The 16,713-nt window shown below is 54.3% G+C and carries 17 protein-coding genes; 5 read left to right on the top strand and 12 right to left on the bottom strand.

What is annotated here, in order from left to right; all coding sequences use genetic code 11:
- Position 1 precedes the first annotated feature (1 nt).
- Together FCN45_RS09785 and FCN45_RS09780 are read left to right on the top strand one after the other, a co-directional pair.
- Positions 2-241, top strand: a complete 240-nt coding sequence (locus FCN45_RS09785) for a hypothetical protein (RefSeq protein ID WP_101764365.1) — start codon at positions 2-4, stop codon at positions 239-241.
- Positions 242-316: 75 nt separating this feature from the next.
- Positions 317-1,579: a phosphatase PAP2 family protein gene (locus tag FCN45_RS09780; RefSeq protein ID WP_137385810.1), complete on the top strand. Its 1,263-nt coding sequence runs from the start codon at positions 317-319 to the stop codon at positions 1,577-1,579.
- A gap of 281 nt (positions 1,580-1,860) precedes the next feature.
- On the opposite strand, the gene FCN45_RS09775 is transcribed toward FCN45_RS09780, so the two are convergent.
- The 10 genes from FCN45_RS09775 to FCN45_RS09730 all read right to left on the bottom strand — a co-directional run bounded on the left by FCN45_RS09775 (position 1,861) and on the right by FCN45_RS09730 (position 11,996).
- The gene (locus FCN45_RS09775; protein ID WP_101764367.1) at positions 1,861-2,361 is read right to left on the bottom strand and encodes an RES family NAD+ phosphorylase; all 501 of its coding nucleotides are present in this window, start codon (positions 2,359-2,361) and stop codon (positions 1,861-1,863) included.
- Positions 2,361-2,843 (bottom strand): antitoxin Xre/MbcA/ParS toxin-binding domain-containing protein, encoded by a 483-nt coding sequence (locus FCN45_RS09770; RefSeq protein ID WP_101764368.1) that lies wholly within the window; start codon positions 2,841-2,843, stop codon positions 2,361-2,363. Before FCN45_RS09770 ends, FCN45_RS09775 begins: the two co-directional genes overlap by 1 nt.
- A 103-nt stretch (positions 2,844-2,946) precedes the next feature.
- Positions 2,947-3,276, bottom strand: a complete 330-nt coding sequence (locus FCN45_RS09765; protein ID WP_137385809.1) for a DHCW motif cupin fold protein — start codon at positions 3,274-3,276, stop codon at positions 2,947-2,949.
- Positions 3,277-3,341: 65 nt separating this feature from the next.
- On the bottom strand, positions 3,342-4,826 hold the full coding sequence (locus FCN45_RS09760; protein ID WP_137385808.1) for an FGGY-family carbohydrate kinase: 1,485 nt from the start codon (positions 4,824-4,826) through the stop codon (positions 3,342-3,344).
- Positions 4,827-4,886: 60 nt separating this feature from the next.
- Positions 4,887-5,726, bottom strand: coding sequence for a class I fructose-bisphosphate aldolase (locus FCN45_RS09755; RefSeq protein WP_137385807.1), 840 nt, complete (start codon positions 5,724-5,726; stop codon positions 4,887-4,889).
- A complete protein-coding gene (locus tag FCN45_RS09750) occupies positions 5,710-7,464 on the bottom strand; it encodes a glycerol-3-phosphate dehydrogenase/oxidase (protein ID WP_137385806.1) in 1,755 nt (584 codons plus the stop codon). The genes FCN45_RS09755 and FCN45_RS09750 overlap by 17 nt, the downstream gene beginning before the upstream one ends.
- Complete coding sequence (locus FCN45_RS09745) at positions 7,457-8,446, bottom strand: sugar-binding transcriptional regulator (RefSeq protein WP_101764372.1); 990 nt, start codon at positions 8,444-8,446, stop codon at positions 7,457-7,459. Before FCN45_RS09745 ends, FCN45_RS09750 begins: the two co-directional genes overlap by 8 nt.
- 13 nt (positions 8,447-8,459) lie before the next feature.
- Positions 8,460-9,455, bottom strand: coding sequence for an ABC transporter permease (locus tag FCN45_RS09740; RefSeq protein ID WP_137385805.1), 996 nt, complete (start codon positions 9,453-9,455; stop codon positions 8,460-8,462).
- Complete coding sequence (locus FCN45_RS09735) at positions 9,452-10,960, bottom strand: sugar ABC transporter ATP-binding protein (RefSeq protein WP_137385804.1); 1,509 nt, start codon at positions 10,958-10,960, stop codon at positions 9,452-9,454. Before FCN45_RS09735 ends, FCN45_RS09740 begins: the two co-directional genes overlap by 4 nt.
- Before the next feature lie 10 nt (positions 10,961-10,970).
- A complete protein-coding gene (locus tag FCN45_RS09730) occupies positions 10,971-11,996 on the bottom strand; it encodes a substrate-binding domain-containing protein (RefSeq protein ID WP_101764375.1) in 1,026 nt (341 codons plus the stop codon).
- Between the two features lie 379 nt (positions 11,997-12,375).
- Between FCN45_RS09730 and FCN45_RS09725 the strand changes: the two genes are divergently transcribed.
- The 3 genes from FCN45_RS09725 (at position 12,376) to FCN45_RS09715 (ending at position 15,112) form a co-directional block, all read left to right on the top strand.
- Positions 12,376-12,888, top strand: coding sequence for an AAA family ATPase (locus tag FCN45_RS09725; RefSeq protein WP_137385803.1), 513 nt, complete (start codon positions 12,376-12,378; stop codon positions 12,886-12,888).
- A 178-nt stretch (positions 12,889-13,066) separates the two neighbouring features.
- Positions 13,067-14,329, top strand: a complete 1,263-nt coding sequence (locus FCN45_RS09720; protein ID WP_137385802.1) for a DUF1479 domain-containing protein — start codon at positions 13,067-13,069, stop codon at positions 14,327-14,329.
- 42 nt (positions 14,330-14,371) lie between these two features.
- Positions 14,372-15,112 (top strand): DNA-binding transcriptional regulator YciT, encoded by a 741-nt coding sequence (locus FCN45_RS09715; protein WP_137385801.1) that lies wholly within the window; start codon positions 14,372-14,374, stop codon positions 15,110-15,112.
- 13 nt (positions 15,113-15,125) lie between these two features.
- On the opposite strand, the gene FCN45_RS09710 is transcribed toward FCN45_RS09715, so the two are convergent.
- The gene (locus FCN45_RS09710) at positions 15,126-16,373 is read right to left on the bottom strand and encodes a type II toxin-antitoxin system HipA family toxin (protein WP_137385800.1); all 1,248 of its coding nucleotides are present in this window, start codon (positions 16,371-16,373) and stop codon (positions 15,126-15,128) included.
- Positions 16,363-16,710, bottom strand: coding sequence for a helix-turn-helix domain-containing protein (locus FCN45_RS09705; RefSeq protein ID WP_110866164.1), 348 nt, complete (start codon positions 16,708-16,710; stop codon positions 16,363-16,365). Before FCN45_RS09705 ends, FCN45_RS09710 begins: the two co-directional genes overlap by 11 nt.
- Positions 16,711-16,713: the final 3 nt, after the last annotated feature.

Here is a 16,713-nt window from a genome sequence, read left to right as displayed (position 1 = left end):
CATGAAATGGATAATGGCTTTTACCTTGCTGTTCAGCGCCAGCGTGCTGGCACAACCGCAATGGCAGCCGGAGCGAAAAGCACCGGTGGTGCAGCTGACGCCGATTGCCGCGAAGTGCGATGTTTCAGCCTGTCAGCAAAACTGCTATGTGCAGCAATCACAGTGTAAAAATGACAATAACGGCGGCTGCGGCTCGCTGGCACAAATTTGCGTACAAAACTGTGCTAGTCAGTGTCGTTAAATGAAATAAATCTGTCATAACCGAGTGCTAGCGTGTTTCCCCGGCAAGGTAATATTCTGATAACAGGGGAAAATAATGAAAACCCGCTTCACACTGATTGCAACGGTTATTCTGCTGGCACAGCAAGCACATGCGGTTTCACTGCCCGATGCGGCCGCGCTGGCAGGCTTAACCTCTACCGGTTCCACCTCCGCTTATAGCGATCTCGAGCAGCAATCGCTACAGGCTGAACGTCAGGCGCTGCAAGGTGATAGCAGCACGTTGACGCGCGAGCAACTGGAAAAAGCCAAACAGACCGCGAAACAGGCTGACACGCAGTGGCTGAAAAACAGCGGCTACGATTTCAAAATTAAAGAGAACCAGCAGGCCGGAATTGCGCTGCTTTCAGGCTTTAGCACGTTGCCCGCTAGCGTGCTTGATGCCAGTCAAGCCACCGTTACCCACATCAATCTGAACGCCACGCTAAATGTGCGTCATCAGGCTCTGGCCGATGCAGAAGCCATCAGCTATCTCTATTTCCTCTCCGATGCGCTTGGTCCGCGCCTTGGCAAAGCCTTCCTCGCCGCTTACGACAAAGGTGAGATAGGTAAGGCCGCCGCGCTAATTAAAGCCAGTGAAGTCAGCACCAGCGCGGCGAAAAAGCACTTTAACTATCCGCGGCCGTTACTGCGTGAAGGCAACAGCATCCATCTGGTGCCGGACGATGTAGTGGTGAAGGATAACGTGCGTTACACCGCCGACGGCGGCTCTTTCCCGAGCGGTCACACCAACACCGGTTATACCGATGCTTTGTTGCTGGCCGAAATGGTGCCGGAACGTTTTGAAGCATTGGTGACGCGCGGCGCACGCTACGGTTATTCGCGTTTAGTGTTGGGCGTGCATTACCCGCTGGATGTGATGGGTTCGCGCATGGTAGCGCAGCGCAACGTGGCGAATTATCTCAACGATGCGCGCTATCAGGCACTGTTTAGGGAAGCGCGCGATCAGCTGCGTGCCGCGCTGGAAAAAGAGTGTGGCACGTCGCTGGCAGAGTGTGCGCGCAGCAATGGCAATGACGATCCGTATCGCTCACCGGCGATGAAGCAGTTCTATCGTTTCACCATGAGTTACAACCTGCCGAGAGCCAATGTGCAGAACGCGCCTGTCAAAGTCCCGCAGGGCGCGGAGATCCTGCTGAAAACCGCGTTGCCGCAGCTGTCTGATGCGCAAATTCGTAGCCTGATGGTGAAAAGCGCGCTGCCAAACGGTTATCCGCTGTCCGGCAATGATGCGGATCAGTCATTCTGGCAACGTGTGGATTTAACGGCGGCGTATGCTTTAGCGAAACCGGCGCGTTGATATTTTGCTTTAAATTCGGTGCGGGCGCAGACACATCTGCTGCGTCACGGGCCGTCCTCGCGCCGCTAGCGCGGTGCCTTCGGCTTCTACGTTGTGCCAACGGACCGTTCGGGGATCGGCCGTCCTGGCCGGCCCCGAACTGCCTCCCGCATCCATGCGTGAGGCTCCTGGCCCAACGTAAAATCCTCAGCGCTGTGGATAGCCCTTTTGCCGCAGCAGACGCGCCAGCGCCTTTAGCAAATGTGTCCTTTTCAACAACTCGCACTGAAGCAATACCCTCGTCACGCTTTAATTCGGCGATCAAGCGCGAAGGGCGCTGAAGTGGCTTGTGCAAATAGGGCGGCAGCGGCGGGATGGTCGGGATTGAGAATGGCGTTGTCTTCGCCGGTCAAAATGCTGGGTACCGTTAATAGCAAAGGAAAGCCGCCTTGCACATCGAGGAATGCGGCGCCAATCGCCTGTGTTTCTTCCTGTTGCTGATACTTTTGCCAATCGTCGGGCAGTTTATTGCTGTCCAGCGCCATGATTTCGCTCTCAGGGATCGGCAGAGTAAAAATCACAAAGCGACTTTTCTCCAGCATCGCTTTACCGGCATGCACCACCAGTTCCAGCGTAGCGAGCGCCTTTGAACTGCTGAGATACACCGTCTTAATGCCGGGCGGATTCCAGCGTCCGCCCCATTTTTCAGCGCCAGCGCCGCTAAATGCCTCGCTGGCGTACTCTTCTTTCACGAGTCGATAAAACAGCCGATAGGGAGCATCCGGTTCCTTCCGTTGCGTCATTACACAATTACTCCGTGTTCCAGGCGTCCAATCAGCGTCAACACCGCATCACAACCCGCAGGCGTGCTCAGCATCTCCATCGGCAATGCATCATCCAGTGCCAACGCAGGTTGATACATCCAGCGCATGGCAGCGTCAACGTCACCGGAAAATAATTGCAATACGGCATCCAGAATTTCGAACACCTGATACACGCGCGCACCTTGCTCCACCGAAAGTTGCGATCCGGCTTTCTCGCGGCGGCGATAGGTATTGCGATCGATAGAGACCATTTGGGCCACATCCAGTGGCGTTGCTTTCAGCACCGTGGCCGCGCGTTCAACGATGCCGACATCCAGACCTTCGGTGATCAACTGGTGCGCTTTCAGCGGATTACGCGGTAAGCCCATTTGATCCATAAACGATTGCTGAGCGTGCTGGATCAGCGTGGGATCGAAGACGCGTGCGGCATTGCCGTGATTGAATGGGGATGCAGTTGTCATAACAACCTCCTGAACAATGTTCATTTGAACATTTTGATAGCTCAAGTGTACATCACTGCGCAGGGGTTGTCATTTTTTGTACGATCATGAAACTAACAGGCGGTTAATCAACAATAAACAGCTTTGCACCGCTAACGGTTGAGGAGCGATGCGCTTCTGCATTGTCCGCGACCTGATAACTTACGCCCGGCGTTAACGTGAAGGTGCGACCATCATCCAGCTCCGTCACCATTTCGCCTTCGAGGCAAAGCAGAATATGGCCTTTGCTGCACCAGTGATCCGCCAGATAGCCCGGCGAATACTCCACCATCCGTACCCGAATATCGCCAAAGCGTTGGGTGCGCCACAAAGCAAAGCCCTCATCGCCGGGATGGGTTTCAGGCGCGATGTCGTCCCAGTTGGTGATGCCGAAAGGAAGCTGATTGATCTGCATTAGGATGTCCTTAGATGGGTAAGACAGCCATGATTAGCAGTGAGAGGCCAATTAAGCCAGTAAAATCAACTGGCTTCCTGCCACATCTCGCGCATCGCCAGCTCCAGCTTTTTAAACACCCGATAACGTACGTCGTGAAACGCAACGCGCTCTGGTCGCGGCAACAATTTGCCGGGATTGATCTGCACCGCCTGCTGCGCGGCCTCGGCAAGATTGCGCCACGCGCCGACGCCCACACCGGCACACAAGGCGGCGCCCAGCGCGCCGGTCTCTTTGCACTCCGCCACGCGAATCGGTATGCCTAACACGTCAGCAAACATCTGCGGCCAGATGCAACTGCGCGCCGCGCCGCCCGACAAAATGGCCTGCGTAAAAGGGATGCCTGCCGCACGCAAGCGATCAATATGCGCCCGATGGGCAAAGGTCACGCCTTCAAACAGCGAAAACAGCATATCGGCGCGCTTATGCCAGCCGCCTAAGCCATAAAACCCGGCCTTGGCCGGTTCCGATTTGCGTCCGGAATAAAGATAAGGATGATAGAGCGGTAGCTGGGCATTGGGTTGCACGTGCGCCACGCTATCGCTGCTGCGCACCGCGCCCTGACCGCCGCGACCATCGTCGAATTCGCGCAGGAACCAGTCAAGATTCGCCGCCGAGGTGGCGCTGGCCTCAATCGCCATATAACGGTCTAACTCTATAATGGAGTTCATAAATACCGGGCGCAGATAGTCGGGTTTATCCACCACCACCTGATTGATGCTCCACGTACCGGCGACAATCGAGGCTTGACCGGTGTTCACCACGCCTGAACCCACGGCGCTGGCCACCACATCAAATATGCCCGCCACCACCGGAATGCCCGCCGGTAATCCGGTGAGTTGGGATGCACGTTCTGTGACATGGCCAACCACCTCGCAGGATTCACGCAGTGCGGGCAGCAGGGCGAGCGCGTCTTCGATGTCGTACAGCGCCATCAATTCACGGCTGTAGCTGCGCGCACGATAATCAATTAAGCCGGCACCGGCGGCATCTGAAAAATCAGCGCTAATCGCACCGCTGAGAAAATGGGCGATAACGTCTTTCGCCAGCAATAAATGTCCGATTTGCGCCCAGCGCTCGGGTTGATGTTGCTTAATCCAGCTGATCAATACCGGCGTTGCCGCAGGCCAGGGTTTTTGCAGCGAAATCCGGTAGATGTGCTTATCCGCGCCGCTCATTTCCAGCGCGTGCACTGTGTCACAAGCTCGATGATCGATAGATTGAATACCAAACAGTGGCTGCTGATGCTTATCCAGCGCGTACAAACCGTTGCCGTGGCCGGCCGCGCCAACCGCAATCACATCGCTGGCGGGCGTCTCCGCCTGCTGCAGACAACGGCTCACCGCATCGCTGACGCCATGCCAGATATCCGCTACCGGCCGTTCGGCGTAGCCTTCCTGCGGACGATGGGTTTCTCCCGCGCACTCGGCCACCGACAATACGCGACCGCTGAGATCAAACAGCACCGCTTTGATCATGGTGTTTCCGGCATCAATACCGACTATCTTCATATCCGACTCCGTGCAACTGGCGAAGACGGCGCACCGCTTAAGCGCCGGTGCAGGTAAGGCTCAACCCTGCTGATAGATTTCCATGGCGTCCGCGCCGCTGGCGCCCTGATGAATAATCGCCATCAGCGCGTTCACCACGCGTGACGGATTATCGTGTTGATAAACATTGCGGCCATACACCATACCGCTGGCACCTTGCGCCATCAGCGCAGCACTTTTCGTCAGCACGCCAGCCAGTTCACCTTTGCCGCCGCCGCGTACCAGCGTGGGACAGCGTGCCGCTTCCACCACGCGATGAAAATCTTCCATGTTCTCAGTGGGATCGGCTTTGATGATATCGGCACCTAACTCACGCGCCAGCCGCACCAGCGGCACAATTTTCTCGACATCGCCGAGTGAGCCGTAAGCCGCGCCTTGTCCGGCGGGGGCCATCACCAGCGGCTCAATCATCAGCGGCATGGCGTAGCGATCGCAAGCCTGGCGCAAGCGGCCAATATTTTCGACGCACATGCGGAAAATGCCCGGTTCATCCGGGATCAGATAGAGGTTCACTACCACTGCGGCGGCGTCCATCTGCAATGCGGCAAGAATCGGTTCATCCGGATTGTGCAGCACCGCCCACATTTCCCGGTGACGCGCCGCGTTATAGGCATTGCCCACATCGGTGCGCATCACCAGCGCCGGTTTGCGTCCCGCCACACGCTGCAGCAGATCGGCCTGACCATAGTTGACCTGAATCGCATCCGGCTGCGCGGCGATCAGGTTATCCATCACGCCCTCAATATTCTCCAGACCGATGAGAAAATCGGGCTCGTTGGCGATACCGTGATCAATGGCGACATCCAGGCATTTACCGTGCTGAAACAGACGCTGCATGCGCACTTTATTGGTTACTAACATGTCGTGTTTCCTCCTGAAAAACCGTGGGGTAAAGGCCGGTAAGCCCGTGCAAACGTGCCAGATTGGCGCAGCCGCGCTGCAGCTGCTGCGCGCGTTCGCTATCACTCCAGCCCAGCGTCGCGGCCATGATCTGCGCGATCTCCTGCACCAGCGGCGCGCTAAGTTCACCGCAAATCGCCAGCGAGGTGCGGCGCACCAGCAAATCCTCCAGCTGACAAACCTGCTCGTGCTCAATCAGATACCGCAATTCGACATCGCTGTAGGCGGCGTGATGCTGCAACATTTGCTCGCCGTGCTGCTGGATCAGCGCCAGCAGCGGCAGGGCGCGGCTGCCGTAACGTTTGGCGAGTTGCATTACGCGCGGTAGCGGCACGCCATAACGCTGCGCCAGTTGCGCCAGCCACGCGGTTTGTCCTGAAGGTTTGGGGAAATCACGTCCGCCGCCAATCGGCACATCACCACTCGAGACCTGACGTTTTTCGCCGAGCAGCCGCAGCACGCGATCCGCCGCCTCTTCACCAAACTGGCGGAAAGTGGTCCATTTGCCGCCGACTAAACAGAGCGTGCTCCAGGCGCGATTGGCGTCAGCCGGCAACACCACTAACGAGTGATTGCGCGAGATTTGGCCGTTAAGTTTGGCCTCGCTGGCGGGCAGCGGACGCACGCCGCAGAAGGTGTAAACGATGGCGGAATCCGCCACCTCGATATGTGGGAAGACGAAGCGCAGTGACTCCAGGATATAACTCTTTTCCTCCTCTTCGCACACCACTGCATCGGGATCGTCCACGCGGATATCGGTGGAACCCACCAGCACCTTGCCAAACCACGGAAACATGATGCAGACGCGGCCTTCCTGGTTTTCGAAATAGACCATTTCTCCATCCAGCATCTGCAGCAATTCGGGATGGTCGAGGATCAGATGCGATCCTTTGGTGCCGCCAATCAGCTTGGGCAGATCGTTGCGTGAAGAGATGCGTTGGTTGAGCTGATCGATCCAGGCACCACCGGCATTCACCAGCACATGCGGTTGCAGGCTAAATCGCTCACCGCTCAACGCATCCTGCAAAATAACCGTTTCGCCCTCGGCGCTGACCAGCTGCAGATAATTGAGCGCCAGCGCCTCTGGACAGGCTTTTTCGGCATCATCAATCAACTCAAACCCCAGCCGTTCCGGCGCGCTGATCCACGCATCGTAATAGCTGGCGCTGTATTTCACCCAAGGCGCGAATCCTGGCCAGCGGTCACGCGTGGCGGCTTCATTGCGCACCTGATGCTTCGGCATCGATCCATATTGGCGGGTGTAAATGTCATACAGGCTAAGCCCGGTTTTGATCAGCAACGCCCCGCGCCGCGTCGGTTTATCGCTCAGGCGTAGAAAACGGCGGGTAGCATTCACTAAACCGCCAGCGAGATTATCGATCGGCACCGTGGTGCGTAGGGGGAAAACATAGTGCGAGGCATTTTTCAGCAGGCGATCGCGCTCGGTGACCGACTCTTTGACCAGCGTAAATTCACCGGTTTCCAGATACCGCAAACCGCCATGAATCATGCGCGACAGCGCACCGCTGGCGGCCTGACACCAGTCGCCTTTTTCCACCAGAATCGCCGGAATGCCCTGCAGCGCCAGCTCACGAAAAGTGCTGATGCCGTTGATGCCGCCACCGACAATCAACACCGGTGTCGATGAACGCAGGCGCAGGGCGCTCAGGCGTTGTTCGCGGGTTTTGATGTTATCCATGAGATGCTCCTCGGCTCAGGGCCAATTCCAGTACGCCTGCCGCAGTCGATTCATCAGTGACCATGCCTTTCAGCCACTGACCGTGCAGCACGCAGTCAATCGGGTCCACTTTGTCACGACCAGCCACCACCGCCATTGAGAAGGGAATGCGTTGCAGTTCAGGCAACGTCAGGCCAACCAAACGCCGGTTGGCATCGAACGGAGCCGGTTGGCCGTTAGCATCCAGCAGCCAGGCTAACAGTTCACTGCGCGCACCGCTGGTTTCAATGCTGGAGGAAGCATGGCGCGCCGAGAGGTTAAGATCGTAGTAGCTGGAGTTGTCGCTATGAATTGATCCTAAACCCACTACCGCTAACGTGGCGTTACGCGCTTTATCCAGCACCTGGTCGACGGCGCTAATGCCCATCAGCATGTCGCGTTCATCGGCAGAATCAGTAAAAAGCGGGGCGTGAATCTGCCATGCGTGTCCGCCAAGACGCGCCGCCATTTCCGAGGCCACATGATTGACGTCGGTGTAATGTTTGCCTTGCACGCAGCCCAGCGCGGGTACCACTTGAACATCGTATTTACGTGAGGGTTGTAATGCTTCAACCAGCGCACTTACACCTTTGCCACCAGTAATAGCAATGACATCGCCATCCTTTAAGCGTGATAACAAATATTCTGCCGCCGCTGCGCCGACCATTTGCAGACTATGATCCTCACTGCGTGCAACGTTCGGCGCCACCACCACCTGTTGCAACTGACCGAGGGCAGCCAGATCGCTCTCCAGTTGATGTGCTGAAAGCCAAGGGGATTTGATGGTGATTTCCACCATGCCGCTCTCCTTACCCTGACGTATCAGACGATTAACGCTGGCAACCGATAAGCCGGTTTCAACCGCAATCTCCGACTGTTTCTTGCCATCGAGGTAATACATCACCAGAACCTGGTAAATCTGACGCGCGCTATGAAACGCAGGGTGCTCATTAGCGAATTCCATGGGCGATAATTCCTTATGCAGCACGGTATTTATTCAGTAAGTGATCGATTGAGACGGCGGCCAGTAAAATCAAACCTTTAATCAACTCCTGCCAGTAAACGGAGACGTTGATTAATATTAGCGAGCTGGTGACGATCGACAGCAATGCAACACCAAGCACCGCGCCAAGAATCGAGCCAGTGCCACCTTTCAGACTCGCGCCGCCAATGACCGCCGCTGCAATGACATTCAGTTCCATACCGACACCAAAGGTTGGCGTTGCAGAGCCAAGACGTGCCATATAAATAATGCCGGCGAGTCCTGCCAGCGTAGAGGTCAGTACTGTGACCCACAATTTGATGCGATTAATGTTGATGCCGGAATAGGCGGCGGCACGTTCATTACTGCCGGTGTAGAACACTTTGCGAAATAACGTGGCTTTACGCAGCAAGAAGTCGAACAGTGCGACCAGCACGAAGAACAGCAGGATAACGAACGGAACGCCCCACAGAGCGCCCTGGCCGATAAATTTGAAACTCACAGGCAGGGTAAATAATGATAGCGGCGTTCCCTGAGTGACGATCATACACAGGCCGCGCACGATAACCATCGCCGCCAGCGAAGCGATAAAGTGACTGAGGCCGATTTTTGTTACCGTCAGCCCCATTAAAAAGCCAACCAGCGCCGCCGCCGCAATGCCGCCTACGCCAGCCAGCCAGGGATCCACGCCGCTAAGAAATAGCTGCCCAGCGACCACCATTGAAAGACAAACCACTGCGCCAACCGAAAGGTCGATACCGCCAACTATTAGCAGAATAGTCATGCCAATCACCACAATGCCTTCAATTGAAAACGACAGTAGCATCGCCTTCATGTTGGCCCAGGTGAGAAAGTAGGGGGAAGTGAAACTCATCACCATGAAGATCAGTGCAATGATCGCAATCAGTCCCACTTCGCGCTGTTTATGAATGCCGCCAAAAAGAGACCAACGCGATTTTTGCAGTGTAGGCAAGGTGGTATTCATTGTCATACAGCCTCCGCTTCTGGAATGATGCCAGCCGCTAGCCGCATCAGGTTCTCTTCATTCATTGCCTCACCGGTCACTTCTCCGCTCATGCGCCCTTCATGAATCACGATGATGCGATCACACAGGCCAATGAGTTCCGGTAACTCTGATGAAATCACGATTAAACCCACACCGCTGGCCGCCAGTTTGGCGAGGATACTGTAGATCTCAGCCTTGGCGCTGACATCCACGCCACGTGTTGGTTCGTCAAGAAATACAATTTCCGGCTGTACCGATAATACGCGTGCTAGCGCGACTTTCTGCTGATTCCCACCCGATAGCGACGACACCGGATCGCTTAATTTGGCAAGCTTGAGTTTCACTTGCTTTGCCAGCGCCTCTGCCTGCTGACGCTCAAGCTGCGGACTGATCAACAAACGATGATGACTGACTGCGTTGACATCCAGAGCCGAAATGTTCCATTCGATCGGCATCGCTAAAAAAAGTCCGGCATCTTTGCGATCCTCCGACAAATAGACCATGCGCAGCGCAATACTCGCGGCGTAATCCCTCAATGTCACAGCTTTGCTCTTGATACGGATTGCGCCACGTTTGATGGGCAGTAAACCGCAGATACCCTGCGCAATTTCGCTGCGTCCTGCCCCCATCAAACCGCCAATGCCAAGGATTTCGCCGGGACGCAAATCAAAATTGATATCGTTGAAGTGTTTGCCATCGCCAAGCTCACGCACTTCAAGCAATGGTGAAGCGGCGCTAACTGGGCGTTTATCAGGATAGAGTTGCGACAGTTCTCGTCCGACCAAACGTGTAATCACTTCATCGGGCGTCATGTTTTGCAGCGATGAACTGTGTACCGTAAGGCCATCGCGCAGAATGGTGACGTGCTGGCATAGCGCAAAAATCTCTGCCATGCGATGGCTGATATAGACCACTGAAATACCTTGCGCCTGCAACTGGCGCACAATCGTAAACAGCGTTTGAGCCTCTGGTTCGGTTAGCGCGGCGGTGGGTTCATCCAGAATGAGCAGGCGACAATCCAGCGTCAGCGCTTTGGCGATCTCCACCAGTTGCTGCTGAGAGAGAGAAAGTTCACCCACTTTTTTAGTCACCGCTATCGGCGCGAGTCGATTCATCACCTGCTGCGCTTTTTCACGTAGTATTTTATGCGGCATGAGCACGCCGCGCTGGCCAGCGGCATGCGCCATCCAAATGTTTTCATAAATGCTGATATCAGGACAAAGAGCAATTTCCTGATGTACCAGACCAATGCCAAGACTCTGTGCTTCACGTGGTGAGCGAATGGTCACGGCCTTGCCACACAGCAATATCGCGCCACCATCTGGACGCAAAATGCCATCAATAATGTTCATCAACGTTGATTTTCCAGCGCCATTCTCTCCGGCCAGCGCATGAATTTCTCCTGCGCGGAGCGTGAGATCTACCCCCTGTAAAGCCCGTACCGCGCCAAAACTTTTAGTGATGCCACGTAATTCCAATAGTGCTGTCATAATCGTCGCCTTACTCATTGATGCCTTTAGTGCCGCGGCGTTTCAGATAAGCATCCCAGCGGAAATCATCGGCGTTGTCTTTAGTCACCACCGCATAACCGTTATCAAGGATTGGGAAGGCAAAAGGATTGGTCCCGTTGCGTTTGGCGTCATTCATCGGATCGATCAGTTCAGGATGAGCAGCAAGGAACAAGGTCATAAAACCCATATAGCCCTGGATGCCCTGATTTGGATTGATTGCGCCAAATACCTGACCGCTTTTAATCATATCCAGCACCTTAGCGTTGACATCCACGGTCATCACTTTCACTTTGCCGCCGTTTTCAGCCACTGCCTGCGCAGCACCAATCGCAGAGCTGGCTTCCGGCATAAAGATGCCTTTCAGATTGGGGTTCGCCTGCAACATTGAGAGTACGGCGTTATAGGCTTTCGAAGGGTCCTGATTCGTCGCAGCGCGTGCGACTAATTTGCTGTCAGGAAAGGCGGTTTTCATCTCATTAATAAACGCAGTGACACGCCTATCGTGATTATCCTGACCGGGGTTTTCCAGCACCGCAAATTCGGCACCTTTACCCATTGCTTTCCCTAGTTCGTCGGCTGCGGCTTTACCCTCACGAAAATTGTCTGAGGTGATATAAGCAACGCGTTTACTGTTAGGTGAATCGGCGGCAAACGTCACCACTGGAATGCCCATTTCAGCAGCACGATTAATGGGCTCAATAAAGGGGTCAGGATTCATCGGATGAAGAAAAATACCGGCGGGTTTTTGTGCCAGGATTTGTTCAAAGCTTGAGAGTTGCTGGTTAACGTCATAAGCGGGTGTGCCACCGTATACGGTCTTACAGCCCAGCTGATGCGCAGCCTGCTTGAACATTTCGTAAACCGGGAACCAATACTCTACGCCTGTCACCATCACGTTCATGTAGTAAGTTTCGCCGGGTTTACAGCGAAATTGAGGCGCATCCGCTGCTTGCGTGATGCTGGTGAAACTGCCCGCCATGAACAAACTGGCGAGTAGAACAGTGATTTTTTTCATGTTTATTCCCCGGAACTGACGCTGAATGTGTATGGCTCAGCCGTGACGACAAAACGCGGAAAAACGAGCCGGGGTTGACCTTGAAAATTATTTCTTATGCATGAAATAATTTTCAAAAGGTATAAAAGCTGTCGGGGAAAAGATCAAACGTTGGTTAATGAATTGTTTCTGACTTGTGAGTGCGTTCACTAATTGCGCAAGGGGCTCTTACCGTTTTACACATTTAGTGACGAAAGCTATTTACGCATCCAGCGCTGCAAACGTGCCAACTGGGACGTTCAGCCAGGAAAGAGGAAACCTGGCCTGCAGTGATAATAAAAATCGCATTCACCGTCAGGCTAATCACGATTGAACATCAATGTAAAATAGGAATTAATTAATGCTCATCACGTTTAGTGGATTACCCGGCACCGGCAAAAGCACCATTGCGCGCTTATTAGCGCAGCAGATCGGCGCGGTGTATTTACGCGTCGATACTATCGAACAGGCGTTGCGATCGGGTGAAGAGAGCGAGAAAGCGATCGGGCCGGAAGGATATTTCGTTATCTACGGATTGGCACGCGACAATTTGCTGCTCGGTTCCACCGTTATTACCGACTCGGTTAACGACCTGCAGCTGATCCGCAACGCTTATCGCGATATCGCCTTGTTGAGCGGTGCGCCGCTGCTGGAAGTCGAAGTAATCTGTTCCGATCATAACAAACATCGCTTTCGCGTCGAAAATCGCGCTTCCGATATTAGAGGTTTGAAGCTGCCGGATTGGCAGGCAGTTGAACAGCGCGAATATCAAGCTTGGGAGCGCGATCATTTGCAGCTTGATAGCGCCTTGCTTTCGGTGCAGCAGTGCGTGGATGCCATTCTGCAAGCGCTGCCGAAAACCTCACAATCCTGATCTTTCAGTGGCGGCATTTAATATGCCGCCACTTTCACCTGAAATCCATCCTTCGATCTTAATGTGATCAACCTCCGGATTCGGCGGTTGCATTATTGTTTATTGCTGCGCATTTGTTATGAATGAAGCGTATTTTAGTTTCGAATGAAACTCGCAAGTTAACGAATCGGAGCATGTCATGAATAATACTTTCACTTCATTGCAACAACCTGATGATTTCAAACAAAACGTATGCCTGATGAAAAGGGTGCTGAGAGAGCAGATCGGCGATGTCGAAGGTCTGTTTGAACAGGTCAGAAGCAAAATCGTCAGCGAAATTGCCGCCGCGCGCGCGGAAGAGGCGCAAAACGGCAGCGCGTGGCCGCAGGTCAGCCAGCAGGATATTGCGGCAGGACGTATCACCGATGAGGTGAAGGAGCATATTCGTCGGCGCGGTTGTGTGGTAGTGAAGCAGACATTCCCGCGCGATCAGGCGTTGGCCTGGGATGAATCAATGCTTAAGTACCTCGATGACAACGATTTCGACAGCGTCTACCAAGGGCCGGGCGATAACTTCTTCGGCAATCTTGATGCGTCACGTCCGGAAATCTATCCGATTTACTGGAGCGATGCGCAGATGTCCGCGCGCCAAAGCGATGCCATGGCCCAGACGCAATCTTTCCTCAATCGCTTGTGGACGTTTGAGTCGCGCGGCTCGCGCTGGTTTGAACCTGACGTCAGCATCATTTATCCCGATCGTATTCGTCGTCGCTTGCCGGGCACCACCTCCAAAGGTCTTGGCGCGCACACTGATTCAGGCGCATTGGAGCGTTGGTTACTGCCGGCGTATCAACAGGTGTTCAGCAAAATTTTCACCAACCAGTTTGATCAATACGATCCCTGGGATGCGGCGCATCGCACTGAAGTGAATGAGTATCAATCGGGGACTACCACCAAGTGCTCGGTATTCCGTACCTTCCAGGGCTGGACCGCGCTGTCGGATATGCAGATTGGTCAGGGCTTGCTGCATGTGGTGCCGGTGCCGGAAGCGATGGCCTATTTGTTGCTGCGTCCGTTGTTGAAAGATGTACCGGAAGATGAGCTTTGCGGCGTTGCGCCGGGCAAGGTGCTGCCGGTTTTAGCGCAGTGGCATCCGGAACTGATTGAGGGCTTGTGTTCGATTCCCGCGCTGCAGGCTGGCGATTCGGTTTGGTGGCATTGTGATGTGATCCACTCGGTCGCGCCGGTAGAAAATCAGCAAGGCTGGGGCAATGTGATGTACATTCCCGCCGCACCGCTGTGTGAGAAAAATGCCGCATACGCGACAAAAGTGGCGCAGGCGCTGGCCAGCGGTGCGTCGCCAGGCGATTTCCCGCAGGAGGATTATGAAACGCAGTGGCGCGATCGCTTCACCCTCGACGCGCTGAATGCCAATGGTCGCCGCAGTCTGGGATTGGGCTAAATTTCTGGTAAGCTTGACAAAAATTTCACAGCAGCGGGTGTTATGAACGCACGTCATCAGCAGATTATCCAATTGGTCAGCGAGCGCGGCAGCGTCAGCGTAAATGAGCTGGCGCACACCACCGGCGTCTCAGAAGTGACGGTGCGTCAGGATCTCAATCTTCTGGAGAAAGGCGGCTTTCTGCGCCGCGTGCACGGTTCCGCCGTGGCGCCAGAAAGTGATGATGTTGGCGCGCGTATGCAAACCCGCTTCGCGGTGAAAAAGCGTCTGGCCGAGTACGCGGCGTCGCTGGTGAACAGCGGTGAAACGGTGTTTATCGAAGGCGGCAGTACTAACGCCTTGCTGGCGCGTGAACTGAGTGAACGCAACGATATCACCATCATTACCGTGAGCCATTACATCGCCGGATTGCTGCGCGAAAAGGGCGGCGATGTGATCATCCTTGGCGGCCTGTTCCAGAAAAGCAGTGAATCGGTGGTGGGGCCGCTGACGCGTCTGTGTATTCAGCACCTCAATTTCCACAAGGCGTTTATTGGGATTGATGGCTGGAATGCAGTCACCGGCTTTACCGGCCGCGATATGCTGCGCTGTGACGTGGTCAACGCCATCATGGAAAAGCCTACATACACCATCGCGCTGACGGATTCCTCAAAGTTTGGCCAGATTCATCCGTTTGCGCTGGCACCGCTTCAGCCGTTTAACCAACTGATCACCGATGCCGAACTGGAGGCGAGCTATCAAAAAGCGCTGCGTGAGAAGGGCGTGGAAGTGAGTTTGGTCTAGCTCACGCAATCAGCTATTCAAGTGAAAAAGGATTGATGAACTGCCTGTGCCACAAGCTTTCCCGATCCACCTTGCTCAAATCGGCTTCATCACAAACATGATGCCAATAGGTTTCAATCGACGTTTTTATCAGCATGAAATGCGCATGCGCGTCAGCGCGACTCAAAGCAAAGTGATGAGCGGCATCCAGGCAGCTGCTCATACGACTCAGATTATTGTTGCCACTAATCAACATCGCCTGCGAGGCTTCGTTGCCAGCACGACCTTGCGGGCAAATGTCATAAGCAGGCGTGAGACTGAAGCTGTTACCATCCCAAAAGGCGGCATGATTGCGGGCATGGTCATCGGTGTTGCCGCTGAGAATATTGAAGCAAAGCCGTTTATACAGCTCTAGCAAAGTGTCTTTGGGCGCGGCAAAACGTTGACGAATAATTTCAGCGAGTGTTTCGTAGCTGGCATAGCGCGCCAGCATATCGTCGAGTTCAAATAGGGTCAGCGCCGAAAGCATCACTTTTCGCGTCCATCCATCGGCTTTATGTTCGCGGTCAAAGCGCTCAATCATGATCACATCGCGTCCTGCTGCTTTGACTAACGTCACCGGAGCGACATGCAATCCTGCCAACTGCGCCAACCGCATCGCCAGGAATTCGCCTTTCACCACGTTCCAAATATCCGCACTGGCAGAAAATTTCGCGATGTATTTTTTTCCCTCGGCCTCGATCAGCGCTTTTGGCCGCGCGCCACCGATCGACGTCCCATGGAAAAGCGCCTGATCCAGTTCGGGTGTTAGCGGCACGCCTTTTTCAACCCGATCAGCCGACTCCAGTAATTCAGGAAGGGTGACATTTGCAGTTGAGCGCGGAATGTATTCCGTTGCTGAGTGCTGGAAATCCAGGGCACCAATGCGATCTGAACCGGACTCAATGAGATACGTCAGCTCATCGAGTATTCCGGTATCGACGTTCGCGCCTTTCCGTCCCATTCGACGGTTGATAATGACACGGCGTCCCCAGGCATCAGGTGCGCTGTCACGGATACATCCCGCAATGTTTAACCCATTCAGCGGCGGAATAACGCCAGTCCGCAGAGGAAGTTCATTGGGATTGAGCGGAATGCGGTTTTCTCGCTGCAGATAACTACGACCATAGTTAAAAAGCAGCGTATCGCCTTCAGCCTCAAGCCTGCCCGCCACCACTGGTGATGTTTCACCAGGCAGCCATATCCATACGTAAGCGTCTCTAAAACGCGCTTCAGAAGTCATCCTTCACCTTCCTGCTACTCTTTTTTTTACTGGTGTGTTTGGGTAACAGCTTGAGCTTTTCTTCAACACGATTTCGATGACTGACCAATGATGGCAAACTCACCTCTGCATCAAACAGGGGAATGCCCAATATGGCCGCAATCTCGAAATAACTGCCAATCTGACATTTCACGTCACCTTGCTCAATGCGATGTAAAGTCCCACGCGAAATACCGGCTCTTTCTGCTAACTCGGATACTGGAATTTGCTTCTCGATACGTTCAGCACGAATCAAGGAAGCTAATAGGGCAATCGCTTCCTGAGCATAGCGTGAGGTGGGTGAAGTGATAGAAGCCATGAC

It is taken from the genome of Pantoea sp. SO10 (assembly GCF_005281435.1).
GTDB classification, from domain to species: domain Bacteria; phylum Pseudomonadota; class Gammaproteobacteria; order Enterobacterales; family Enterobacteriaceae; genus Pantoea; species Pantoea leporis.
The sequence above is the reverse complement of the archived record's forward strand: the minus strand, read 5'-3'. Positions and strand labels throughout refer to the sequence as shown.